This is a genomic window from Kosakonia quasisacchari, assembly GCF_004331415.1.
In the GTDB taxonomy this organism is placed as follows: Bacteria; Pseudomonadota; Gammaproteobacteria; order Enterobacterales; family Enterobacteriaceae; genus Kosakonia; species Kosakonia quasisacchari.
Window position 1 is genome coordinate 309,138 of sequence record NZ_SJOP01000001.1, and the last position, 22,605, is coordinate 331,742.

The 22,605-nt window shown below is 55.3% G+C and carries 22 protein-coding genes; 16 read left to right on the forward strand and 6 right to left on the reverse strand.

Annotation, left to right across the window (positions count from 1 at the left end):
* Positions 1-8 precede the first annotated feature (8 nt).
* Genes kdpB through kdpF form a run of 3 tightly spaced genes read right to left on the reverse strand, consistent with a single transcriptional unit; the run spans position 9 to position 3,843 of the window.
* Complete coding sequence (gene kdpB / locus E0L21_RS01515) at positions 9-2,057, reverse strand: potassium-transporting ATPase subunit KdpB (RefSeq protein ID WP_131406294.1); 2,049 nt, start codon at positions 2,055-2,057, stop codon at positions 9-11.
* A gap of 20 nt (positions 2,058-2,077) precedes the next feature.
* Positions 2,078-3,754, reverse strand: coding sequence for a potassium-transporting ATPase subunit KdpA (gene kdpA, locus E0L21_RS01520; RefSeq protein WP_131406295.1), 1,677 nt, complete (start codon positions 3,752-3,754; stop codon positions 2,078-2,080).
* Positions 3,754-3,843 carry a K(+)-transporting ATPase subunit F gene (gene kdpF / locus E0L21_RS01525; protein WP_020457044.1) on the reverse strand — a complete coding sequence of 30 codons (90 nt, stop codon included), beginning with the start codon at positions 3,841-3,843 and terminating at the stop codon, positions 3,754-3,756. The genes kdpA and kdpF overlap by 1 nt, the downstream gene beginning before the upstream one ends.
* A 412-nt stretch (positions 3,844-4,255) precedes the next feature.
* Here kdpF and E0L21_RS01530 point away from each other — a divergent pair, with 412 nt between their 5' ends.
* The 8 genes from E0L21_RS01530 (at position 4,256) to nei (ending at position 10,251) form a co-directional block, all read left to right on the forward strand.
* Positions 4,256-4,462: a YbfA family protein gene (locus E0L21_RS01530; RefSeq protein WP_131406296.1), complete on the forward strand. Its 207-nt coding sequence runs from the start codon at positions 4,256-4,258 to the stop codon at positions 4,460-4,462.
* Between the two features lie 101 nt (positions 4,463-4,563).
* Positions 4,564-4,761 carry a hypothetical protein gene (locus E0L21_RS01535; protein WP_131406297.1) on the forward strand — a complete coding sequence of 66 codons (198 nt, stop codon included), beginning with the start codon at positions 4,564-4,566 and terminating at the stop codon, positions 4,759-4,761.
* Between the two features lie 196 nt (positions 4,762-4,957).
* Positions 4,958-6,370, forward strand: a complete 1,413-nt coding sequence (gene phrB, locus E0L21_RS01540; protein ID WP_131406298.1) for a deoxyribodipyrimidine photo-lyase — start codon at positions 4,958-4,960, stop codon at positions 6,368-6,370.
* A 10-nt stretch (positions 6,371-6,380) separates the two neighbouring features.
* Positions 6,381-7,124, forward strand: a complete 744-nt coding sequence (locus tag E0L21_RS01545) for a type 2 GTP cyclohydrolase I (protein ID WP_131406405.1) — start codon at positions 6,381-6,383, stop codon at positions 7,122-7,124.
* An 11-nt stretch (positions 7,125-7,135) separates the two neighbouring features.
* Positions 7,136-7,792 (forward strand): 5-oxoprolinase subunit PxpB, encoded by a 657-nt coding sequence (pxpB, locus tag E0L21_RS01550; protein ID WP_131406299.1) that lies wholly within the window; start codon positions 7,136-7,138, stop codon positions 7,790-7,792.
* Positions 7,786-8,718: a 5-oxoprolinase subunit PxpC gene (pxpC, locus tag E0L21_RS01555; RefSeq protein WP_131406300.1), complete on the forward strand. Its 933-nt coding sequence runs from the start codon at positions 7,786-7,788 to the stop codon at positions 8,716-8,718. The genes pxpB and pxpC overlap by 7 nt, the downstream gene beginning before the upstream one ends.
* Positions 8,708-9,445, forward strand: a complete 738-nt coding sequence (pxpA, locus tag E0L21_RS01560; protein WP_131406301.1) for a 5-oxoprolinase subunit PxpA — start codon at positions 8,708-8,710, stop codon at positions 9,443-9,445. Before pxpC ends, pxpA begins: the two co-directional genes overlap by 11 nt.
* 14 nt (positions 9,446-9,459) lie before the next feature.
* The gene (nei, locus tag E0L21_RS01565) at positions 9,460-10,251 is read left to right on the forward strand and encodes an endonuclease VIII (RefSeq protein WP_131406302.1); all 792 of its coding nucleotides are present in this window, start codon (positions 9,460-9,462) and stop codon (positions 10,249-10,251) included.
* Between the two features lie 46 nt (positions 10,252-10,297).
* On the opposite strand, the gene E0L21_RS01570 is transcribed toward nei, so the two are convergent.
* Together E0L21_RS01570 and E0L21_RS25520 are read right to left on the reverse strand one after the other, a co-directional pair.
* On the reverse strand, positions 10,298-11,584 hold the full coding sequence (locus E0L21_RS01570; RefSeq protein ID WP_131406303.1) for a citrate synthase: 1,287 nt from the start codon (positions 11,582-11,584) through the stop codon (positions 10,298-10,300).
* Positions 11,585-11,787: 203 nt separating this feature from the next.
* Positions 11,788-11,946 carry a hypothetical protein gene (locus E0L21_RS25520; protein ID WP_456237409.1) on the reverse strand — a complete coding sequence of 53 codons (159 nt, stop codon included), beginning with the start codon at positions 11,944-11,946 and terminating at the stop codon, positions 11,788-11,790.
* Between the two features lie 274 nt (positions 11,947-12,220).
* On the opposite strand from E0L21_RS25520, the gene sdhC reads away from it, so the two are divergent.
* The 8 genes from sdhC (at position 12,221) to sucD (ending at position 22,022) form a co-directional block, all read left to right on the forward strand.
* On the forward strand, positions 12,221-12,625 hold the full coding sequence (sdhC, locus tag E0L21_RS01575) for a succinate dehydrogenase cytochrome b556 subunit (RefSeq protein WP_165501862.1): 405 nt from the start codon (positions 12,221-12,223) through the stop codon (positions 12,623-12,625).
* A complete protein-coding gene (gene sdhD, locus E0L21_RS01580; protein ID WP_131406304.1) occupies positions 12,619-12,966 on the forward strand; it encodes a succinate dehydrogenase membrane anchor subunit in 348 nt (115 codons plus the stop codon). The genes sdhC and sdhD overlap by 7 nt, the downstream gene beginning before the upstream one ends.
* Complete coding sequence (sdhA, locus tag E0L21_RS01585) at positions 12,966-14,732, forward strand: succinate dehydrogenase flavoprotein subunit (RefSeq protein ID WP_131406305.1); 1,767 nt, start codon at positions 12,966-12,968, stop codon at positions 14,730-14,732. The genes sdhD and sdhA overlap by 1 nt, the downstream gene beginning before the upstream one ends.
* Before the next feature lie 15 nt (positions 14,733-14,747).
* Positions 14,748-15,464 (forward strand): succinate dehydrogenase iron-sulfur subunit SdhB, encoded by a 717-nt coding sequence (gene sdhB / locus E0L21_RS01590; RefSeq protein WP_039054861.1) that lies wholly within the window; start codon positions 14,748-14,750, stop codon positions 15,462-15,464.
* 376 nt (positions 15,465-15,840) lie between these two features.
* On the forward strand, positions 15,841-18,648 hold the full coding sequence (sucA, locus tag E0L21_RS01595; protein WP_131406306.1) for a 2-oxoglutarate dehydrogenase E1 component: 2,808 nt from the start codon (positions 15,841-15,843) through the stop codon (positions 18,646-18,648).
* A 14-nt stretch (positions 18,649-18,662) separates the two neighbouring features.
* Positions 18,663-19,883, forward strand: a complete 1,221-nt coding sequence (gene odhB, locus E0L21_RS01600; RefSeq protein ID WP_131406307.1) for a 2-oxoglutarate dehydrogenase complex dihydrolipoyllysine-residue succinyltransferase — start codon at positions 18,663-18,665, stop codon at positions 19,881-19,883.
* Positions 19,884-19,986: 103 nt separating this feature from the next.
* On the forward strand, positions 19,987-21,153 hold the full coding sequence (gene sucC / locus E0L21_RS01605) for an ADP-forming succinate--CoA ligase subunit beta (protein ID WP_131406308.1): 1,167 nt from the start codon (positions 19,987-19,989) through the stop codon (positions 21,151-21,153).
* Positions 21,153-22,022, forward strand: coding sequence for a succinate--CoA ligase subunit alpha (gene sucD, locus E0L21_RS01610; RefSeq protein WP_131406309.1), 870 nt, complete (start codon positions 21,153-21,155; stop codon positions 22,020-22,022). Before sucC ends, sucD begins: the two co-directional genes overlap by 1 nt.
* A 79-nt stretch (positions 22,023-22,101) precedes the next feature.
* On the opposite strand, the gene E0L21_RS01615 is transcribed toward sucD, so the two are convergent.
* Positions 22,102-22,533, reverse strand: coding sequence for a winged helix-turn-helix transcriptional regulator (locus E0L21_RS01615; RefSeq protein WP_131406310.1), 432 nt, complete (start codon positions 22,531-22,533; stop codon positions 22,102-22,104).
* Positions 22,534-22,605: the final 72 nt, after the last annotated feature.

Consider the following 22,605-nt stretch of genomic DNA (forward strand, 5'->3'; position numbering starts at 1 on the left):
TCTTCCTCTTACACCAGGCCGAACAGCGTGAGAATAAGGTCGATCGCTTTGATGCCAATAAATGGCACGATCAAACCGCCCAGCCCGTAGATCCACAGGTTGCGACGCAGCATGGCGGAAGCGGTCAGCGGTTTGTAGCTCACCCCTTTCAATGCCAGCGGGATGAGAAACACAATCACCAGTGCATTAAAAATCACCGCGCTCAAAATCGCCGATGCCGGGGAGTGCAGGTGCATCACGTTGAGCATATTCAGTTGCGGATAGGTCGCTGCAAACGCCGCCGGGATAATGGCGAAGTACTTCGCCACATCGTTAGCGATACTGAAGGTGGTCAGTGAGCCGCGCGTCATCAGCATCTGTTTACCGATATGCACCACTTCAATCAGCTTGGTGGGGTTGGAATCCAAATCCACCATGTTGCCCGCTTCTTTCGCGGCCTGCGTACCGGAGTTCATTGCGACCGCCACATCGGCTTGCGCCAGCGCTGGCGCGTCGTTGGTGCCATCCCCGGTCATCGCCACCAGTCGTCCTTCTGCCTGATACTGGCGGATCAGCGCCAGCTTGGCTTCCGGTGTTGCTTCGGCCAGAAAATCATCGACACCCGCTTCGGCGGCAATCGCCGCGGCGGTCAGGCGGTTATCGCCGGTGATCATCACCGTTTTAATGCCCATTTTGCGTAGCTGGGCAAAACGCTCTTTAATACCGCCTTTGACGATATCTTTCAGCGCGATCACGCCCAGCACTTTTGCCCCTTCGGCAACCACCAGCGGCGTTGCCCCCTGGCGCGCCACGCGTTCGACCAGCGCTTCGACATCTGCCGGGAACTGACCACCATTCGCTTCGATATGGCGGCGAATGGCATCGACGGAACCTTTGCGGATCATCCGGTCCTGCACGTTAATTCCGCTCATGCGGGTTTGCGCGGTAAACGGCACAAAGGTCGCTTGCAGGCTCTGCACGTCGCGCTCGCGCAGGTTAAAGCGCTGTTTTGCCAGGATAACAATGCTTCGCCCTTCTGGCGTTTCGTCGGCCAGGGATGAAAGCTGCGCGGCATCGGCCAGCGTTTTTTCATCCACGCCCTGGGCAGGCAGAAAGTCGGATGCCTGGCGGTTACCTAGCGTGATGGTGCCGGTTTTATCCAGCAATAACACGTCGACATCGCCCGCCGCTTCCACCGCGCGCCCGCTGGTGGCAATGACGTTCGCGCCCAGCATGCGGCTCATCCCCGCGACACCAATCGCGGACAGCAACCCGCCGATAGTCGTCGGGATCAGACACACCAGCAGGGCAACCAGCACGGTGACACTCACTGGCGTGCCGCCATACACGGAGAAGGGCCACAGCGTTGCCGTTGCCAGCAGGAACACAATCGTCAGCGCCACCAGCAAGATGGTCAGCGCGATTTCGTTCGGCGTTTTACGCCGCTGCGCGCCTTCCACCATCGCGATCATGCGATCGAGGAAGGTTTCGCCGGGGTTAACGCTGCACTGGATCACCAGCCAGTCAGAGAGAATGCGCGTACCACCTGTTACCGAGGCAAAATCGCCGCCGGATTCACGAATAACCGGTGCGGATTCCCCGGTAATCGCGCTCTCATCTACTGAGGCTCCGCCTTCGATCACTTCGCCATCGCAGGGAATAATATCGCCTGCTTCGACCAGTACGATATCGCCTTTGCGCAGATCTTCCGCGGGGATATGGTCGATTTGTGCATCGTGCTGCGGCGCGCGCAGTTTGCGGGCGAAAGCGGTCTTTTTCACCCCTTTCAGGCTGTTGGCCTGCGCTTTACTGCGGCCTTCCGCCAGCGCTTCCGCGAAGTTGGCGAACAGAACCGTCACCCACAGCCACACGCTGACCGCGCCGGTGAACCATGCGCTGCCGTCGAGATGACCAGTCGCCATCGCCACTGCCAGCAGGGTAGTTAACACACTGCCAATCCAGACAATGAACATCACCGGGTTATGCCACTGCACATGCGGGCTTAACTTGGTCACGGAATCCATCAGCGCCTGGCGAACAAGGTTCGGTTCGAAAAGCGCCAGTTGTTTACGACTCATATAACGCGTCTCCGCCAGTCTTAAAATTGCAGGTATTCCGCCACCGGGCCAAGCGCCAGGGCAGGGATAAAGGTTAATGCGCCGACCAGTAACACGGTGCCGATCAGCAGACCGATAAACAGCGCGCCGTGTGTCGGCAGGGTGCCAGAACTGGTTGGTTGAATTTTCTTCGCCACCAGCGAACCGGCAATTGCCATGACCGGCACAATCACACCGAAGCGGCCAAGGAACATGCAAAATGCCAGCAAACAGTTCCAGAACGGAGTGTTGGCGCTTAAACCCGCAAAGGCGCTGCCGTTGTTATTAGCGGCAGATGAGACGGCGTACAGCACTTCGCTAAAGCCGTGAATGCCGGGGTTGAACATGCCGCTGCGTCCTGCGTCGGTCATCATGGCCAGAGCGGTACCAATGAGCACCAGTGCCGGGGTAACAAGGATTGCCAGCGCGGTCATTTTCATTTCGCGAACGTCAATTTTCTTACCGAGGAACTCAGGCGTGCGACCAATCATCAGCCCGGCAATAAACACCGCCAGCAACACAAACAGCAGCATGCCGTACAGACCAGAACCCACGCCGCCGAACACCACTTCGCCAATCTGCATCAGCCACATCGGGATCATGCCGCCCAGCGCGGTAAACGAGTCGTGCATGGCGTTGACCGCGCCGCAAGAGGCCGCAGTGGTGACCACGGCGTACAAGCTGCTTGCCAGAATGCCAAAGCGGCTCTCTTTCCCTTCCATATTGATGGCGCTGTCGCCACCGAGCGTCAGGAAGTGCGGGTTACCCTGTAATTCCGCCCACATCACAATCCCGGCGCAGATGACGAAAATAATCGACATTGCCCACAGCAACATGTGTCCCTGACGGCGATCGCCAACCGCATCGCCAAAAGCGAAGCACAGCGCTGCCGGGATCAGGAAGATCGCCAACATCTGCACAAAGTTGGTTAAGGCGGTGGGGTTTTCAAACGGATGCGAGGAGTTGGCATTAAAGAAGCCGCCGCCGTTAGTACCGAGCATTTTTATCGCTTCTTGCGACGCAACAGGTCCCATCGGTATCAGATGTTGCACACCTTCCAGTGAGGTGTAGGCCTGATAAGTGGAGAAATTTTGCAGCGCCCCTTGCTGAATAAAAAACAGCGCCAGCAGCAGAGAGATGGGCAACAACAGCCACAGGGTAATGCGCGTGATATCGACCCAGGCGTTACCGAGCGTCTCCATGCTGCGCCGCGAAAAAGCGCGGATCAGCGCAAAGACCACAGCAATCCCGGTCGCGGCAGATAAAAAGTTTTGTACCGTCAGTCCTGCCATCTGGCTGAAATAGCTCAGGGTGCTCTCCCCGGAATACGACTGCCAGTTCGTGTTAGAGATAAAACTAACGGCGGTGTTCAGCGCCAGGTGCCAGGAGAGCCCTGGTAGGTTTTGCGGGTTGAGCGGCAGAATGCCTTGTAGCATCAGCATCGCAAACAGCAGTACGAGACCGAAGATGTTCAGCCATAAAATCGCCAGTAAATAGTGCCGCCAGTTCATTTCACGGGTATCGATACCGAGCCCGCGCCAGAGGAGGTTTTCCACACCGCGCACGCCGGGAAGCGGCTGACCGGCGATCATTTTCGCCAGCAGCGAACCCAGCGGGCGCGCGAGGAGAAACAATACCAGCAGAAAGCTGGCAACCAGAAGAAACGCCTGAGCGGCCATCAGAAAGCCTCCGCGTTGATCAGGGCATAAACCAAATAGCCCAATAACAGGAAAACCAGCACGATGCCGATGACTACGCCTGCACTCACAATTCACCTCCGGGGTGATTTAACGATGTGCAGAAAAAGTAGAATTTTTGGCGCAAAGATTTCGCAAAAATCGGCGGGAGAGATGTAAAAAAAATATAAAAATCGGGCGGACTGAACAGGCGGTGTAGTGCGGATAGATGCAATGCCATCGACCTGGCGGCAATGAACAACGAATAATCCACAATTTAACTGATGGTTAGTATTAATTTAACCGTTTTGTAACTTATTTACCGGCTCGATGTAAATAAAGCTTATATTGACAAAAAATAGTGGTCGGATGAGTAGTAAAATTACAAACAAAACGGTACTATTTTAACCAGATTTCAGCGCCGCCCTGGTTTTACGTTAGTGACTTCCGTGGTGGCGACTTATTTTCCGGTGTTACTTACCGGCCTGACAAAGGGGAGAGAATATGGACACATACAAAGCGTTTCCGGCTCATATTGTGTTGATGCGACGTGTTTTCGCCGTTCTGGCGGGCGTGCTGGCCTTGCCGGTAATGTTGTTCTGGAAAGACCGCGCACGTTTTTATAGCTATCTGCATCGCGTCTGGGCAAAAACCAGCGAAAAACCGGTGTGGATGGATCAAGCAGAGAAAGTGAGCTGCGACTTTTATTAATCGACGACACACAGCAAATCTCATGGCCACCGCAGTTGCGGTGGCTTTTTTTTATCTGCGGCCTTTGACGACACTTACTGCGGATAGAAAACGGATCCGTGATGTGCGAGAAAATTCCTGCTGACATCAACGCCGGTTTCTCAGGGAAACCCGTCTGCTTTGTCGGCGGTCATGTATGGTTTGCCTTCGTTACCGAAGCGCTTTCTCCCCGCGCGACATTTGCGCCGACCTGCCCGGACATATCCCCGCAGTGCCACCACATCAATCTGCTGATGCCTGTGCAGGGCAGCTTTTGTTAACCGTGTAACGCCCGCCAGCAGCATGCACTTTCCATGCTGATTGATCGTGACCGCCAGAGAGCCCAGCCACTGCTTGCACCGGTGACATAACTCAAACACTATATGGCGTAATTTCCCGAGGCGTCCCTGGCCAGGCAACGCAATTTTGCTCCACGGCCAGAGGCGCGGCGCTTACGTTACGGATAATAGGAGCAGTATGACCACCCATCTGGTCTGGTTTCGCGCGGATCTGCGCGTGCATGACAATCTTGCGCTTGCCGCTGCCTGTAGCAGTGATAACGCGCGCGTAAAAGCGCTCTTTATCGCTACGCCTGTACAGTGGCAGCAACATCACATGGCACCTCGACAGGCCGCGTTCATCAATGCTCATCTCAACGCCCTTCAGCAGGCGCTGGCGGAAAAGGGCATTCCGTTGATTTATCGGGAAGCGGCAGATTTTACCGACAGCGTGCAAACGGTGGTGGATGTCTGCGAGCGCGAGCAAATCAACCATCTCTTTTACAACTATCAATACGAATTTAACGAACGACAGCGCGACGTCGCAGTCGAAAAAGCGCTGCCGAATGTCGCCTGCCAGGGATTTGACGACAGCGTGATGCTGGCGCCAGGCAGCGTATTGACCGGCAATCATGAGATGTACAAAGTCTTTACGCCCTTTAAAAACGCCTTTCTGCGTCGGCTGAAAGAGGAGCTGCCCCAGTGTGTTGCCGCGCCACGCCCGCGTGAAGGCGTCGATGTTGCACCAGAACCGATTACACTTGATTACCCACAGCAGGATTTTGATGAAAACCTGTTCCCGACCGATGAGAAAAGCGCTATCGCACGGCTTCGTCATTTTTGCCAGCAGCAGGCGGCGGCGTATGATCAGCAGCGCGATTTCCCGGCAATCGAGGGCACCAGCCGCTTGTCGGCGTCTCTGGCGATTGGCGCGCTGTCACCGCGTCAGTGTCTGCATCGTCTGCTGGCGGAACACCCGCAGGCGCTCAACGGCGGGCCGGGCTCGGTGTGGCTGAATGAGCTGATTTGGCGCGAATTTTATCGCCATCTGATGACCTATCATCCGGCGCTCTGTAAGCATCGTCCTTTTATTGCCTGGACCGATAACGTGCAGTGGCAGGAAAACGCAGGGTACCTGCAAGCCTGGCAACGCGGCAACACGGGTTACCCGATTGTCGATGCGGCGATGCGCCAGTTGAACGCCACCGGCTGGATGCACAACCGCTTACGGATGATAACCGCGAGCTTCCTGGTCAAGGACTTACTTATCGACTGGCGTCACGGGGAGCGCTATTTTATGTCGCAGTTGATCGATGGCGATCTCGCCGCGAACAATGGCGGCTGGCAGTGGGCGGCCTCGACGGGCACCGATGCGGCTCCCTATTTTCGTATTTTTAACCCGACCACGCAGGGCGAACGCTTTGATGCTGACGGCGCGTTTATTCGCCACTGGCTGCCGGCGCTGAACAATGTGCCGGAAAAATCTGTGCATCAACCCTGGGACTGGGCGGATAAACACGGGGTAAAACTCGATTATCCCCGCCCGATTGTTGACCATAAACAGGCGCGTACCGCCACGCTGGCGGCCTATGAAGCTGCCCGTAAAGCGTAAAGGAGTGATGATGAAAAATACCGAGCTGGAAAAACTGATTAACAACAAACTTAACAGTGCGGCGTTCAGTGATTACGGCCCGAACGGGCTACAGGTTGAAGGGCGGGAAACGGTACAGAAAATTATCACCGGCGTGACGGCAAGCCAGGCGCTGCTGGACGAAGCAGTGCGTCAGCAAGCAGACGCGGTAATTGTGCACCACGGTTATTTCTGGAAAAACGAAGCGCCAATTATCCGCGGTATGAAGCGCAACCGCCTAAAAACGTTACTGGCGAACGACATCAATTTGTATGGCTGGCACCTGCCGCTCGACGCGCACCCACAGCTTGGCAATAACGCCCAACTGGCGGCTTTGCTCGGTATTACCGTGATGGGCGAAATCGAAGAGTTGCTGCCATGGGGCGAATTGTCGATGCCGGTACCGGGGCTGGAACTGGCCTCATGGATTGAAGCGCGCCTTGGTCGCAAGCCGCTGTGGTGCGGTGATACCGGGCCGGAAAAAATCACCCGTATTGCCTGGTGCACCGGCGGTGGGCAGGGCTTTATTGATCAAGCTGCCCGCTTCGGCGTTGACGCGTTTATCACAGGTGAAGTTTCCGAACAGACCATCCACTCCGCGCGTGAACAGGGGCTGCATTTCTACTCTGCGGGTCACCACGCCACTGAGCGTGGCGGTATTCGCGCGCTCAGCGACTGGCTGAATGAAAATACCGATCTTGAGGTCACGTTTATCGATATTCCGAATCCGGCGTAAGGAGAGTGCAAGTGCAGCGAGCACGGTGTTATTTGTTAGGTGAAAGCGCGGTGGTGCTGGAACTGGAGCCGCCGGTGCAACTGGCGACGCAAAAGCGTATATGGGGGCTGACGCAACGGCTGGCGGATGTGCCAGACGTGGTGGAAGCCATTCCTGGCATGAATAACATTACGGTGGTGCTGCGCGATCCTCACTCGCTGGCGCTCGACGCGATTGAGCGTTTACAGCGCTGGTGGGAAGAGAGCGAGGCGCTGGAACCGGTGTCGCGCTCCATCGAGATTCCGGTGTTGTACGGCAAAGCCGTGGGCCCGGATCTGGGATTGGTGGCGGAGCACTGCCGGATGACGGAAAAGCAGATCGTTGAGCTGCATAGTTCCATCGATTACGTGGTGTGGTTTCTTGGCTTCCAACCCGGCTTCCCTTATCTGGGCGGAATGCCGGAAGCGCTCGCTACACCGCGCCGTGCTGAACCACGTGTGCGTGTTCCTGCCGGTTCTGTCGCCATTGGCGGTGCGCAAACTGGCATTTATCCGCTGGAAACGCCCGGTGGCTGGAACCTGATTGGCCGTACCGATCTGGCGTTATTCAACCCGCGCTCGCCGGAACCGGTGTTATTACGTCCGGGCGACACGCTGCGGTTTGTGCCGCGCAAGGAGGGCGTATGCTGAAAATTATTCACGCGGGAATGTATACCACTTTGCAGGGCGGCAAACGCATCGGGTTGCGCCAGTCCGGCGTCAGCTACTGCGGCGCGCTGGATGAACCCGCGTTGCAGATTGCTAATGCGCTGGTGGGGAACGCGCCTGGGGCGGCGGCGCTGGAAATCACGTTTGGTCAGTGCGAAGTGGTGTTTGGTCGCGATGCCTGGTTTGCGCTTACTGGCGCAGGTTGTGAAGCGAAGCTTGACGGCAAAGCGGTGTGGACGGGCTGGCGGTTTGCGGCAAAAGCCGGGCAGCGGTTGGTGCTGAAAAGGCCGCTGCACGGTGTGCGCAGCTATCTTGCGGTCGCTGGTAGCTTTGCCGTGCCAGCGGTAATGGGCTCGGTCAGCACCGATCTCAAAACCACTATCGGCGGGCTGGAAGGGCGATTATTGCGCGATGGCGATGTGTTGCCACTGGGCGAACCTGTCCGCCATTTTCAGACGCAACAAGGGGTAAAACAGTTGCTGTGGGGCAACCGCATTCGCGCCTTGCCGGGGCCGGAATATCACGAATTCGATAGCGCCTCGCAGGAGGCGTTCTGGCGTTTGCCGTGGCAGATAAGCCCGCAGAGTAACCGCATGGGTTACCGTTTACAGGGCCAGCCGCTGGTGCGTACCACTTCGCGTGAACTGCTGTCTCACGGCTTGTTGCCGGGCGTCGTACAAGTTCCCTCCAATGGGCAACCGATTGTGCTGATGAATGATGCCCAGACCACCGGCGGCTACCCGCGGATAGCCTGCATTATCGAGGCAGATATGTACCATCTGGCGCAAATCCCGCTGGGGCAACCGATACACTTTGTTAAGTGCTCGCTGGATGAGGCGCTGAAGGCGCGACGTGAGCAGCGTATCTACCTCGATCAACTGGCATGGCGTTTGCACAATGAAGATTGATTTAAATGCCGATCTCGGCGAAGGCTGCGGCAACGATGCTGCGTTACTCCAGCTTGTTTCTTCCGCCAATATCGCCTGCGGGTTTCACGCAGGCGATGCGCAAACCATGCTGACTTGTGTGCGCGAAGCGCTACGCAATGGCGTGGCAGTGGGGGCACATCCTTCTTTCCCGGATCGGGAAAACTTTGGCCGCACGGCGATGCATCTGCCGCCCGATATCGTCTATGCCCAAACGCTGTATCAAATTGGCGCCCTGGCGGCGCTGGTGTGTGCAGAAGGCGGCAAACTGCACCACGTTAAACCGCACGGTATGCTTTATAACCAGGCGGCGGATGACGTGGCGCTGGCGGACGCCATTGCCGGAGCGGTTTACGACGTTGATCCTGAATTGATACTGGTTGGCCTGGCGGGCAGCGAGTTAATTCGTGCTGGAGAGCGTTATGGTTTGCGCACGCGTCAGGAGGTATTTGCCGATCGCGGTTACCTCCGCGATGGTCGGCTGGTGCCACGTAGTGCGCCAGGCGCACTGATTGACGATGATAATCTGGCGCTGGCGCAAACGCTGGATATGGTGCTTGAAGGGCGGGTGAGAAGTATCACGGGTGAGTTTGTCGATGTGCAGGCGCAAACGGTCTGCCTGCATGGCGATGGCGAACATGCGCTGCTGTTTGCCCGCCGCTTACTCAGTGCCTTTGCCCAACGTGGCGTGATGATTACCGCCGACTAACACAAGGAGTTTTTATGCCAGAAGGACCGGAGATCCGCCGGGCAGCAGATACGCTTGAAGCCGCGATTAAAGGTAAGCCATTAACGGATGTCTGGTTTGGCATGCCGCCCCTAAGCGGTTTTGCCGCAGATCTTGTGGGGCAGCGCGTTGAGAACATTGAAACGCGGGGAAAAGCGCTCCTGACCCATTTTTCCGGCGGGCTGACACTTTACAGCCACAACCAGCTTTACGGTGTCTGGCGGGTGGTTGATGCGGGCGAGATCCCACAAACCAATCGTGTGCTGCGCGTGCGGCTGCAAGCGATGGATAAAGCGATTTTGTTGTACAGCGCTTCGGATATCGCGCTGCTCACGCCTGAGCAACTGGCGCAACATCCGTTTTTGCAGCGTGTTGGACCGGATGTACTGGATATGACGCTGACGGCGGCGCAGGTGAAAGCGCGGTTATTATCCCCCCGTTTTCGCCGTCGCCAGTTTTCGGGGTTATTGCTCGATCAGGCCTTTCTCGCCGGGCTCGGTAACTACCTGCGTGTCGAGATCCTCTGGCAAAGCGCGTTGGCGCCACAGCATAACGCCTCGGGGCTTAGCGAAGCACAACTGGATGTATTGTCGCAGGCGCTGCTTGATATTCCCCGTTTGTCATATCAGACACGCGGTGTGGTGGATGAGAAGAAACACCACGGTGCGCTGTTTCGCTTTAAGGTGTTTCATCGGGCAGGGGAACCTTGCGAGCGCTGCGGTGGAATAATTGAGAAAACGACGATGTCGTCCCGTCCGTTTTACTGGTGCCCGGCTTGCCAGCGTTAAAATAAAAAACGCGCCAGAAGGCGCGTTTTTTTATGCGGGTTGGCTATCAATCTTTTTTCAGATCGGAGCTGAACTCGCGTTTTTCGTAACCGGTGTACAACTGGCGCGGACGGGCAATTTTGATGCCGTCGTCGTGCATTTCGTTCCAGTGCGCAATCCAGCCCACGGTACGCGCCATCGCGAAGATAACGGTAAACATGGACGACGGAATGCCCATCGCTTTCAGGATGATACCGGAGTAGAAATCGACGTTCGGGTAGAGCTTACGTTCGATAAAGTACGGGTCGTGGAGCGCAATGTGCTCAAGCTCCATCGCCACTTCCAGCAGGTCATCTTTGGTGCCCAGTTCACGCAGCACTTCGTGGCAGGTTTCACGCATCACGGTTGCGCGAGGGTCATAGTTCTTGTAGACACGGTGACCGAAGCCCATCAGACGGAACGAATCGTTTTTGTCTTTGGCGCGGCGCATGAATTCCGGAATGTGTTTCACGGTGCTGATCTCTTCCAGCATCTTCAGCGCAGCTTCGTTAGCGCCGCCGTGTGCCGGTCCCCACAGTGAAGCGATACCTGCGGCGATACAGGCGAACGGGTTCGCGCCAGAAGAGCCTGCAGTACGCACGGTAGAGGTTGAGGCGTTTTGTTCATGGTCAGCGTGCAGGATCAGAATGCGATCCATCGCGCGTTCCAGCACCGGGTTTACTTCATACGGTTCACACGGCGTGGAGAACATCATATGCAGGAAGTTACCGGCGTAGGAGAGGTCGTTGCGCGGGTAGACGAACGGCTGACCAATAGAATATTTGTAACACATCGCCGCCACGGTCGGCATTTTCGACAGCAGGCGGAACGCGGCAATCTCACGGTGACGCGGATTGTTAACGTCCAGTGAATCATGGTAGAACGCCGCCAGCGCGCCGGTCACGCCGCACAGCACCGCCATTGGGTGCGAGTCGCGACGGAAACCGTGGAACAGACGGGTGATCTGCTCATGGATCATGGTGTGGCGTGTGACAGTCAGTTTGAACTCGTCAAACTGCGCCTGCGTCGGCTTTTCGCCGTACAGCAGAATGTAGCAGACTTCCAGAAAGTTGGATTCAGTCGCCAGTTGGTCGATAGGGAAACCACGGTGCAGCAGAATACCTTCGTCACCGTCGATAAAGGTGATTTTCGATTCGCATGATGCGGTAGAGGTAAAACCTGGGTCAAAAGTGAATACCCCTTTTGAACCGAGACTACGGATATCAATAACATCCTGACCGAGCGTGCCTTTTAGCACATCCAGTTCAATAGCAGCGTCACCATTGTAGGTGATGGTTGCTTTCTTATCAGCCATTTACGGTCTCCTTAGCGCCTTATTGCTTAAGACCGCCAGTCACCGGATTTGCATTCAACTGTCCGTCAACGTTACCAGTTTGTTATTTAGCTCGCAGCTCTGTTGAGAGGAGGTACCAGGGTACAGAGCGATGGGCGCGTGCAAGTACACATTGAAAACACAGTGAAAAAACAGCAAATCAGCGTCTTAGCAGTCCGAATTTATCAAACCTGTATATCACTAATAACTGTCCTGATTACATCGGTCAATACCATCACACTGTTACATAACTTATTCTCAGGTGAAAGCAAGACCCCATAACTTTTGCGAATTATAAGCCCTTTCTGGCGTTGTTTGTAACAAGAATGTTTAACTTTTGTCAAATCAGATGATTAAAATTTAAAAGAATGTTGTTATCGTGATGGGGGTCACTGTTCTGCATAAAACCCGACAAACTATATGTAGGTTAATTGTAATGATTTTGTGAACGACCTATACTGCCGCCAGGTCTCCGGAATACCCTGCAATCCCGAGCCACCCAGCGTTGTAACCTGTCGTTTAGCATCTGGAAGCTAATTTTTTGCATGACGAGCAGTTATAGAAAAGGACGCTGTCTGACCCGCACGCAGACCGGAGGAAGGAAACTATAAGAATAGCATGTGGGCGTTATTCATGATAAAAAATGTGAAAAAACAAAGACCTGTCAATCTGGATCTGACAACAATTCGGTTTCCTGTTACGGCTATAGCTTCCATTCTCCACCGCGCTTCCGGCGTCATTACTTTCGTGGCGGTTGGCATTCTGCTGTGGTTATTGGGCCTGTCGCTGTCATCCGAAGAGGGCTTCCTGACCGCCTCTGCCATCATGAACAGCTTTTTCGTTAAATTCATTCTCTGGGGCATCCTGACGGCGTTGGCTTATCACGCTGTGGGCGGCATTCGCCATATGTTAATGGATTTTGGCTGGCTGGAAGAAACCTTCGAAGCAGGAAAGCGTTCCGCTAATCTCTCTTTTGTAATTACTGTCGTGCTTTCAATTCTCGCAGGAGTCCTCGTATGGTAAGCAACGCCTCCGCATTAGGACGCAACGGCGTACATGATTTTATTCTTGTCCGTGCTACTGCCATCGTCCTGACGTTATACATCCTCTATATGGTCGGTTTTTTTGCCACGCATGGCGACCTGACCTGGGTGGTATGGACTGACTTTTTCTCCTCTGCTTTCACGAAAGTCTTCACGCTGCTGGCCCTGTTTTCGATTCTGATCCATGCCTGGATTGGCATGTGGCAGGTGTTGACCGACTACGTTAAACCGCTGGCTGTGCGCCTGACTCTGCAATTGGCTATCGTCATTGCACTGGCGGTTTACGTAATTTATGGATTCGTTGTGGTGTGGGGTGTGTAATGAAACTGCCAGTCAGAGAATTTGATGCTGTTGTTATTGGTGCCGGTGGCGCAGGTATGCGCGCGGCGCTGCAAATTTCCCAGAGCGGGCAAACCTGTGCGCTGCTCTCTAAAGTCTTTCCAACCCGTTCTCACACCGTATCTGCGCAGGGCGGCATTACCGTTGCGCTGGGTAATACCCATGAAGATAACTGGGAATGGCACATGTATGACACGGTAAAAGGTTCCGATTACATCGGTGACCAGGATGCCATTGAATATATGTGTAAAACCGGCCCGGAAGCGATTCTTGAGCTGGAACATATGGGCCTGCCATTCTCCCGTCTGGATGATGGTCGTATCTATCAACGCCCGTTTGGTGGCCAGTCGAAAAACTTCGGCGGCGAGCAGGCGGCGCGCACGGCAGCCGCAGCGGACCGTACCGGTCATGCGCTGTTGCACACCCTTTATCAGCAAAACCTGAAAAACCACACGACGATTTTTTCCGAGTGGTATGCACTGGATCTGGTGAAAAACCAGGATGGCGCAGTGGTGGGTTGTACCGCACTGTGTATTGAAACCGGTGAAGTGGTCTACTTCAAAGCGCGTGCAACCGTGCTGGCGACCGGCGGCGCAGGCCGTATTTACCAATCCACTACCAACGCGCATATCAATACCGGCGACGGCGTAGGCATGGCGCTGCGCGCAGGCGTGCCGGTGCAGGATATGGAAATGTGGCAGTTCCACCCGACCGGTATTGCGGGTGCGGGTGTGCTGGTAACTGAAGGTTGCCGTGGTGAAGGCGGTTATCTGCTGAACAAACATGGCGAGCGCTTTATGGAGCGTTATGCGCCTAACGCCAAAGACCTGGCGGGTCGTGATGTGGTGGCGCGTTCCATCATGATCGAAATCCGTGAAGGTCGCGGCTGCGACGGCCCATGGGGTCCGCACGCTAAACTGAAACTCGATCATCTGGGCAAAGAGGTGCTGGAATCGCGCCTGCCGGGGATCCTCGAACTGTCGCGCACCTTCGCGCACGTCGATCCGGTTAAAGAGCCGATCCCGGTCATCCCGACTTGCCACTATATGATGGGCGGTATTCCGACCAAAGTAACTGGCCAGGCGCTGACGGTGAACGAGAAGGGCGAAGATGTCGTCATTCCGGGGCTGTTCGCGGTAGGTGAAATTGCCTGCGTATCGGTACACGGCGCTAACCGTCTGGGCGGCAACTCACTGCTGGATCTGGTGGTGTTTGGTCGTGCGGCAGGTCTGCATTTACAAGAATCAATCGCCGAGCAGGGCGCACTGCGCGATGCCAGCGAGTCTGATGTTGACGCGTCACTTGAGCGCCTCAACCGCTGGAACAACAATCGCAACGGCGAAGATCCGGTCACTATTCGCAAAGCGCTGCAAGAGTGTATGCAGCATAACTTCTCGGTATTCCGTGAAGGCGATGCGATGGCGAAAGGGCTTGAGCAACTGAAAGTGATTCGCGAGCGTCTTAAAAATGCCCGTCTGGACGATACGTCCACCGAGTTTAACACCCAGCGCGTTGAGTGCCTGGAGCTGGATAACCTGATGGAAACCGCGTATGCAACGGCGGTCTCCGCAAACTTCCGTACTGAGAGCCGTGGCGCGCATAGCCGCTTCGACTATCCGGATCGTGACGACGCAAACTGGCTGTGCCATTCCCTGTATCTGCCAGAAACGGAGTCCATGACGCGTCGTAGCGTCAATATGGAACCGAAACTGCGTCCGGCATTCCCGCCGAAGATTCGTACTTATTAATGCGGAGACAGGATTATGAAACTCGAATTTTCGATTTATCGCTATAACCCGGATGTTGATGACGCGCCGCGCATGCAGGATTACACGCTTGAAGGGGAAGAAGGGCGTGACATGATGCTGCTGGATGCGTTAATGCAACTGAAAGAAAAGGATCCTACGCTGTCGTTCCGCCGCTCCTGCCGTGAAGGGGTATGCGGTTCTGATGGTTTGAACATGAACGGCAAGAACGGCCTGGCGTGTATTACTCCGATTTCTGCACTGGGTAATGGCAAACAGAAGATTGTGATTCGTCCTCTGCCTGGCCTGCCGGTGATCCGCGATTTGGTGGTGGACATGGGACAATTCTATGCCCAATATGAGAAGATTAAGCCTTACTTATTGAATAATGGGCAAAATCCTCCAGCAAGAGAACATTTGCAGGCACCCGAGCAGCGTGAAAAACTCGACGGTTTGTATGAATGTATTCTCTGCGCCTGCTGCTCGACATCTTGCCCGTCGTTCTGGTGGAACCCGGACAAATTTATCGGCCCGGCTGGCCTGCTTGCGGCGTACCGTTTCCTGATCGACAGCCGCGATACGGAAACCGATAACCGCCTGGAAGGTTTAAGCGATGCTTTCAGCGTATTCCGCTGCCACAGCATTATGAACTGCGTCAGTGTATGCCCGAAAGGGCTGAACCCGACGCGCGCCATCGGTCATATTAAGTCGATGTTGTTGCAACGAAGCGCATAAATGCCAGTGCCGGATGGCGCTGACGCGTATCCGGCCTACATTAATAGTGATGTTTTTTTTGCCCGGTAGCGTTAGCGCCGCCGGGTAACAAGGAAGCAGGAAACCTTTAAAAACCGCCACAGTAGACATAATCGAGATGTCTGGTGCGAGACAAGGCGGCAACTGAGCGCATCCCGGGGAGCATAGTTAACTATGTGACTCAGGTAAGCAAAGGCAGCCAACGCAGTCGCAGCCCGGACAGCGAAGATTAGGCAGTTTTTAAAGGTTCCTTCGCGGGCCACCAAGAGCCCGCAAGTGAACCCTGGGACGTGCGCTAACGGGTGTACGTCGTAGTTATCCACGGCGAAGTAAGCATAACAATGCTTAAGGGATCACGATGCAGAACGGCGCAATGAAAGCCTGGCTGGACTCTTCTTACCTCTCTGGGTCTAACCAGAGTTGGATAGAACAGCTCTATGAAGACTTCTTAACCGATCCTGACTCGGTAGATGCAAACTGGCGTTCTATGTTCCAGCAGTTACCGGGCACCGGAGTCAAACCGGATCAGTTCCACTCCAAAACACGTGATTATTTCCGTCAGCTGGCGAAAGATGCTTCACGTTACTCTTCCTCTATTTCCGACCCCGACACCAATGTGAAGCAGGTTAAAGTCCTGCAACTTATCAACGCATACCGTTTTCGTGGCCACCAACATGCGAACCTCGATCCACTGGGATTGTGGCAACAAGAAAGGGTTGCCGATCTCGATCCGGCTTATCACGATCTGACGGAAGCGGATTTCCAGAACAGCTATAACGTGGGTTCTTTTGCGATTGGCAAAGACACCATGCCGCTGGGCGAATTGATTAACGCACTGAAAGAGACCTATTGCGGTTCGATCGGTGCGGAATATATGCATATCACCAGCACTGAAGAGAAACGCTGGATCCAGCAACGTATTGAGTCCGCAACCGGCAAATCCAGCTTTAGCAGCGAAGAGAAAAAACGCTTCCTGGCTGAACTGACGGCTGCTGAAGGTCTTGAACGTTATCTGGGTGCGAAATTCCCCGGTGCGAAACGCTTCTCGCTGGAAGGCGGCGATGCGCTGGTGCCGATGCTCAAAGAGATGATCCGTCATGCTGGCAAGAGCGGCACTCGTGAAGTGGTGCTGGGTATGGCGCACCGCGGACGTCTGAACGTGCTGGTTAACGTGCTGGGTAAACAGCCGCAGGATCTGTTCGACGAGTTCGCCGGTAAACATAAAGAACATCTGGGCACCGGTGACGTGAAATACCATATGGGCTTCTCATCCGACGTTGAAACGGAAGGCGGCCTGGTACACCTGGCGCTGGCGTTCAACCCGTCACACCTTGAGATTGTGAGCCCGGTGGTTATCGGTTCCGTTCGTGCGCGTCTTGACCGCCTTGACGAACCGAGCAGCAATAAAGTGCTGCCAATTACCATTCACGGCGACGCGGCTGTTGCTGGCCAGGGCGTGGTGCAGGAAACCCTGAACATGTCCAAAGCACGCGGCTACGAAGTCGGTGGCACGGTGCGTATTGTCATTAACAACCAGGTGGGCTTTACCACGTCGAACCCGCTGGATGCGCGCTCTACGCCATACTGTACCGATATCGGTAAAATGGTGCAGGCACCGATTTTCCACGTGAATGCGGACGATCCGGAAGCGGTGGCGTTCGTCACTCGCCTGGCGCTCGACTTCCGTAATAACTTCAAACGCGATGTCTTTATCGACCTGGTGTGCTATCGCCGTCACGGCCACAACGAAGCCGACGAGCCGAGCGCAACCCAGCCGCTGATGTACCAGAAAATCAAAAAACACCCGACGCCGCGCAAAATCTACGCCGATCGTCTGGAGCAGGACAAAACCATTACGCTGGAAGATGCTACCGAAATGGTCAACCTGTACCGCGATGCGCTGGATGCGGGGGAATGTGTGGTTGCCGAATGGCGTCCAATGAATATGCACTCCTTTACCTGGTCGCCGTACCTCAACCACGAGTGGGATGAGAGCTACCCGAACAAGGTGGAGATGAAGCGTTTGCAGGAGCTGGCAAAACGCATCAGTACGGTGCCGGAAGCCATCGAAATGCAGTCCCGCGTGGCGAAAATTTACGGCGACCGCCAGTTGATGGCGAACGGCGAGAAGTTGTTCGACTGGGGCGGCGCAGAAACACTGGCATATGCCACGCTGGTTGATGAAGGGATCCCGGTGCGTTTGTCCGGTGAAGACTCCGGTCGCGGCACCTTCTTCCATCGCCACGCGGTGATCCACAACCAGGCGAACGGTTCCACTTATACGCCACTGAGCCATGTGCATAATTCACAGGGGCCGTTCCGCGTGTGGGATTCGGTGCTCTCTGAAGAAGCGGTACTGGCATTTGAATATGGTTACGCTACCGCAGAACCGCGCACCCTGACCATCTGGGAAGCGCAGTTCGGTGATTTCGCCAACGGCGCACAAGTGGTTATCGACCAGTTCATCAGCTCCGGTGAGCAGAAATGGGGCCGTATGTGTGGCCTGGTGATGCTGCTGCCGCACGGCTATGAAGGGCAAGGCCCGGAACACTCTTCAGCACGTCTGGAGCGTTATCTGCAACTGTGCGCAGAACAAAATATGCAGGTGTGCGTACCGTCCACTCCAGCGCAGGTTTACCACATGCTGCGTCGCCAGGCGCTGCGCGGTATGCGTCGCCCGCTGATAGTGATGTCGCCGAAGTCGCTGCTGCGTCATCCGCAGGCGGTTTCTACGCTGGATGAGCTGGCGAACGGCACCTTTATGCCGGCGATTGGTGAAGTGGATGATCTTGATCCGCAAGGCGTTAAGCGTGTGATCCTTTGCTCTGGTAAGGTCTATTATGATCTGCTGGAACAGCGTCGTAAAAACGACCAGAAGGATGTCGCGATTGTGCGTATCGAGCAGCTTTACCCGTTCCCGCACCAGTCGGTGCAGGAAGCGCTGAAACCTTACACTCACGTACATGATTTTGTCTGGTGCCAGGAAGAACCGCTTAACCAGGGCGCCTGGTACTGCAGCCAGCATCACTTCCGTGATGTGATTCCGTTTGGGGCCGCTCTGCGTTATGCAGGTCGCCCGGCCTCCGCCTCTCCGGCGGTGGGATACCTGTCCGTTCACCAGAAACAGCAACAAGATCTGGTAAATGACGCGCTGAACGTCGATTAATTAAAGGATAAATAATGAGTAGCGTAGATATTCTTGTTCCCGATCTGCCCGAGTCCGTTGCTGACGCGACCGTTGCGACCTGGCACAAAAAACCAGGCGATAGCGTACGACGCGACGAAGTGTTGGTCGAAATCGAAACTGACAAAGTGGTACTGGAAGTACCGGCGTCGGCAGACGGTATTCTGGACGCGGTGCTGGAAGATGAAGGCACTACCGTGACTTCCCGTCAGATCCTGGGTCGCCTGAAAGAAGGCAACAGCTCCGGTAAAGAGAGCAGCGCCAAATCTGAAGAGAAAGAGTCCACACCAGCGCAGCGCCAGCAGGCCTCGCTGGAAGAGCAAAACAATGACGCACTGAGCCCGGCGATCCGTCGCCTGCTGGCTGAGCACAACCTCGAAGCCAGCGCTATCAAAGGCACGGGCGTGGGTGGCCGTATTACGCGCGAAGATGTTGAGAAACATCTGGCGAAAGCGCCAGCGAAAGAAGAAAAACCGGCTACCGCTTCGGTGAGCAGCCCGGTGGCGCCGGTGGCTGGGCGTACAGAAAAACGTGTGCCGATGACTCGTCTGCGCAAACGCGTTGCTGAACGTCTGCTGGAAGCGAAAAATTCCACCGCCATGCTGACGACGTTCAACGAAGTCAACATGAAGCCGATTATGGATCTGCGTAAGCAGTACGGTGACGCGTTTGAAAAACGTCACGGTATCCGCCTTGGCTTTATGTCTTTCTACGTGAAAGCGGTGGTTGAAGCGCTGAAACGCTACCCGGAAGTGAACGCGTCCATCGATGGCGATGACGTGGTTTACCACAACTATTTCGATGTCAGCATGGCGGTGTCCACACCGCGTGGTCTGGTAACACCGGTGCTGCGTGATGTCGATACGCTTGGAATGGCCGACATCGAGAAAAAAATCAAAGAGTTAGCCGTGAAAGGCCGTGACGGTAAGCTGACTGTTGAGGATCTGACAGGCGGTAACTTCACCATCACCAACGGCGGTGTGTTCGGTTCGCTGATGTCGACGCCGATCATCAACCCGCCGCAGAGCGCGATCCTTGGCATGCACGCCATTAAAGATCGCCCGATGGCGGTTGATGGCAAGGTCGAGATCCTGCCGATGATGTACCTGGCGCTCTCTTACGATCACCGTCTGATTGACGGTCGCGAATCTGTTGGTTTCCTGGTGGCCATTAAAGAGCTGCTGGAAGACCCGACTCGCTTGCTGCTGGACGTCTAGTGTCCTTAGCCCGGCGACGTCCGTTGCCGGGCCACTATAACGAACACCTGCTTTGTAGGCCGTCATCCGGCGTGACAAATTAAATGAAGGATGGATAGAACACATGAACTTACACGAGTATCAGGCGAAACAACTGTTTGCCCGGTCAGGTCTGCCGACTCCGGTTGGTTACGCCTGTACTACCCCGCGTGAAGCAGAAGAAGCGGCATCCAAGATCGGCGCAGGCCCGTGGGTCGTAAAATGCCAGGTCCATGCAGGCGGCCGTGGTAAAGCGGGCGGCGTAAAAGTCGTCAACAGCAAAGAAGATATTCGCGCCTTCGCGGAAAACTGGCTGGGCAAACGCCTGGTGACTTACCAAACAGACGCGAACGGCCAGCCGGTAAACCAGATTCTGGTTGAAGCGGCAACCGATATCGACAAAGAGCTGTATCTGGGCGCGGTGGTTGATCGTAGTTCTCGCCGTGTCGTGTTCATGGCCTCCACCGAAGGTGGCGTGGAAATTGAGAAAGTGGCGGAAGAGACCCCGCACCTGATCCACAAAACCGCTATCGACCCGCTGACCGGCCCAATGCCGTATCAGGGGCGCGATCTGGCGTTCAAACTGGGTCTGGAAGGCAAACAGGTTCAGCAGTTCACCAAGATTTTCATGGGACTGGCGACCATTTTCCTTGAACGTGACCTGGCGCTGATTGAAATCAACCCGCTGGTTATCACCAGGCAGGGCGACCTGATCTGCCTCGATGGCAAACTGGGCGCTGACGGCAACGCACTGTTCCGCCAGCCGGAACTGCGCGAAATGCGTGACCAATCGCAGGAAGATCCGCGCGAAGCGCAGGCGGCACACTGGGAGCTGAACTACGTTGCGCTGGACGGCAACATCGGTTGTATGGTCAACGGTGCAGGTCTGGCGATGGGCACCATGGACATCGTGAAACTGCACGGCGGTGAGCCGGCGAACTTCCTTGATGTGGGCGGCGGTGCGACCAAAGAGCGCGTGACCGAAGCGTTCAAAATTATCCTTTCCGATGAGAACGTGAAAGCGGTGCTGGTTAACATCTTCGGCGGTATCGTTCGTTGCGACCTGATTGCTGACGGTATCATCGGCGCGGTAGAAGAAGTGGGTGTTAACGTACCGGTGGTTGTACGCCTGGAAGGTAACAATGCTGAACTGGGCGCGAAACGCCTGGCGGACAGCGGCCTGAATATTATTGCAGCGAAAAGTCTGACGGATGCAGCACAGCAGGTTGTTGCCGCAGTGGAGGGGAAATAATGTCTGTTTTGATTGATAAGAACACCAAAGTTATCTGCCAGGGTTTCACCGGAAGCCAGGGAACTTTCCACTCCGAGCAGGCGATTGCCTATGGTACGCAAATGGTTGGCGGCGTTACGCCGGGCAAAGGCGGCACCACGCACCTCGGTCTGCCGGTGTTTAACACCGTGCGCGAAGCGGTTGAAGCAACTGGCGCGACGGCTACCGTTATTTATGTTCCGGCACCGTTCTGTAAAGACTCGATCCTCGAAGCCATCGACGCGGGCATTAAACTGATTATCACCATTACTGAAGGTATTCCGACGCTGGATATGCTGACGGTGAAAGTGAAGCTGGACGAAGCAGGCGTACGCATGATTGGCCCGAACTGCCCGGGTGTTATCACCCCAGGCGAGTGCAAAATCGGTATCATGCCTGGCCACATTCATCAGCCTGGTAAAGTCGGTATTGTTTCCCGTTCCGGTACGTTGACCTATGAAGCGGTTAAACAGACCACCGATTACGGTTTCGGTCAGTCTACCTGCGTAGGCATCGGCGGTGACCCGATCCCGGGTTCAAACTTTATCGATATCCTGAAACTGTTCCAGGAAGATCCGCAGACTGAAGCGATTGTGATGATCGGTGAGATCGGCGGCAGCGCGGAAGAAGAAGCGGCAGCGTATATCAAAGAAAACGTGACCAAACCGGTGGTGGGTTATATCGCGGGTGTGACTGCGCCGAAAGGCAAACGTATGGGTCATGCGGGCGCCATCATTGCCGGTGGTAAAGGCACTGCGGATGAGAAATTCGCCGCACTGGAAGCGGCAGGCGTGAAAACCGTGCGCAGCCTGGCCGATATTGGCGAAGCGCTGAAATCTGTTATCAAATAAAACCTCATTGCTCCTCCATGTAGGGGAGCAAGTATCCTTTCGACATGGTTGGCCGCTCCCGTAGCGGCCTTTTTTATGGCTACAGTTTTCGTACCTGCGTGTTTGCGGCGGTAAGGAGATGCCCGTCTGCCGCTTGCGGTTGCATCGGGGGAATGGCTTCTCCGCTTTGGCTATCGATCAATACTGAATGCGGCTCGTTTGGCGCGAAAAGATGCTGTTCGCCCCACTGGCGTAACGCCACGACCACCGGAAACAACGACTCGCCTCTTTTTGTCAGCACATACTCCTGATATGCAGAGCCATCTGATACGGGTTGCGTGGTGAAAATACCCGCATCAACCAGTTTTCGTAGCCTGTCGGTAAGAATGTTGCGCGCCACGCCAAGACCTCGCTGAAAGTCGCCAAAACGCCGCGCGCCATCGAAAGCATCACGTACGATGAGCAATGCCCAGCGATCGCCAATCAAATCGACAGAACGCGCGACCGGGCAAGGTTGAGAATTCAGTGCCATAGCGAGTTTCCTGTTTGTTATTTTGGTTGCATTTTAAAACTAGATTGCCTACGCTTCAACCAGTTTCACTTT

Bases quoted from the DNA above. Each gene is read 5' to 3' on its own strand.
- kdpB (WP_131406294.1), bottom strand. From the start codon at position 2,057: ATGAGTCGTAAACAACTGGCGCTTTTCGAACCGAACCTTGTTCGCCAG.
- kdpA (WP_131406295.1), bottom strand. From the start codon at position 3,754: ATGGCCGCTCAGGCGTTTCTTCTGGTTGCCAGCTTTCTGCTGGTATTG.
- E0L21_RS01530 (WP_131406296.1), top strand. From the start codon at position 4,256: ATGGACACATACAAAGCGTTTCCGGCTCATATTGTGTTGATGCGACGT.
- E0L21_RS01535 (WP_131406297.1), top strand. From the start codon at position 4,564: ATGTGCGAGAAAATTCCTGCTGACATCAACGCCGGTTTCTCAGGGAAA.
- phrB (WP_131406298.1), top strand. From the start codon at position 4,958: ATGACCACCCATCTGGTCTGGTTTCGCGCGGATCTGCGCGTGCATGAC.
- E0L21_RS01545 (WP_131406405.1), top strand. From the start codon at position 6,381: ATGAAAAATACCGAGCTGGAAAAACTGATTAACAACAAACTTAACAGT.
- pxpC (WP_131406300.1), top strand. From the start codon at position 7,786: ATGCTGAAAATTATTCACGCGGGAATGTATACCACTTTGCAGGGCGGC.
- pxpA (WP_131406301.1), top strand. From the start codon at position 8,708: ATGAAGATTGATTTAAATGCCGATCTCGGCGAAGGCTGCGGCAACGAT.
- nei (WP_131406302.1), top strand. From the start codon at position 9,460: ATGCCAGAAGGACCGGAGATCCGCCGGGCAGCAGATACGCTTGAAGCC.
- E0L21_RS01570 (WP_131406303.1), bottom strand. From the start codon at position 11,584: ATGGCTGATAAGAAAGCAACCATCACCTACAATGGTGACGCTGCTATT.
- sdhC (WP_165501862.1), top strand. From the start codon at position 12,221: ATGTGGGCGTTATTCATGATAAAAAATGTGAAAAAACAAAGACCTGTC.
- sdhD (WP_131406304.1), top strand. From the start codon at position 12,619: ATGGTAAGCAACGCCTCCGCATTAGGACGCAACGGCGTACATGATTTT.
- sdhA (WP_131406305.1), top strand. From the start codon at position 12,966: ATGAAACTGCCAGTCAGAGAATTTGATGCTGTTGTTATTGGTGCCGGT.
- sdhB (WP_039054861.1), top strand. From the start codon at position 14,748: ATGAAACTCGAATTTTCGATTTATCGCTATAACCCGGATGTTGATGAC.
- sucA (WP_131406306.1), top strand. From the start codon at position 15,841: ATGCAGAACGGCGCAATGAAAGCCTGGCTGGACTCTTCTTACCTCTCT.
- odhB (WP_131406307.1), top strand. From the start codon at position 18,663: ATGAGTAGCGTAGATATTCTTGTTCCCGATCTGCCCGAGTCCGTTGCT.
- sucC (WP_131406308.1), top strand. From the start codon at position 19,987: ATGAACTTACACGAGTATCAGGCGAAACAACTGTTTGCCCGGTCAGGT.
- sucD (WP_131406309.1), top strand. From the start codon at position 21,153: ATGTCTGTTTTGATTGATAAGAACACCAAAGTTATCTGCCAGGGTTTC.
- E0L21_RS01615 (WP_131406310.1), bottom strand. From the start codon at position 22,533: ATGGCACTGAATTCTCAACCTTGCCCGGTCGCGCGTTCTGTCGATTTG.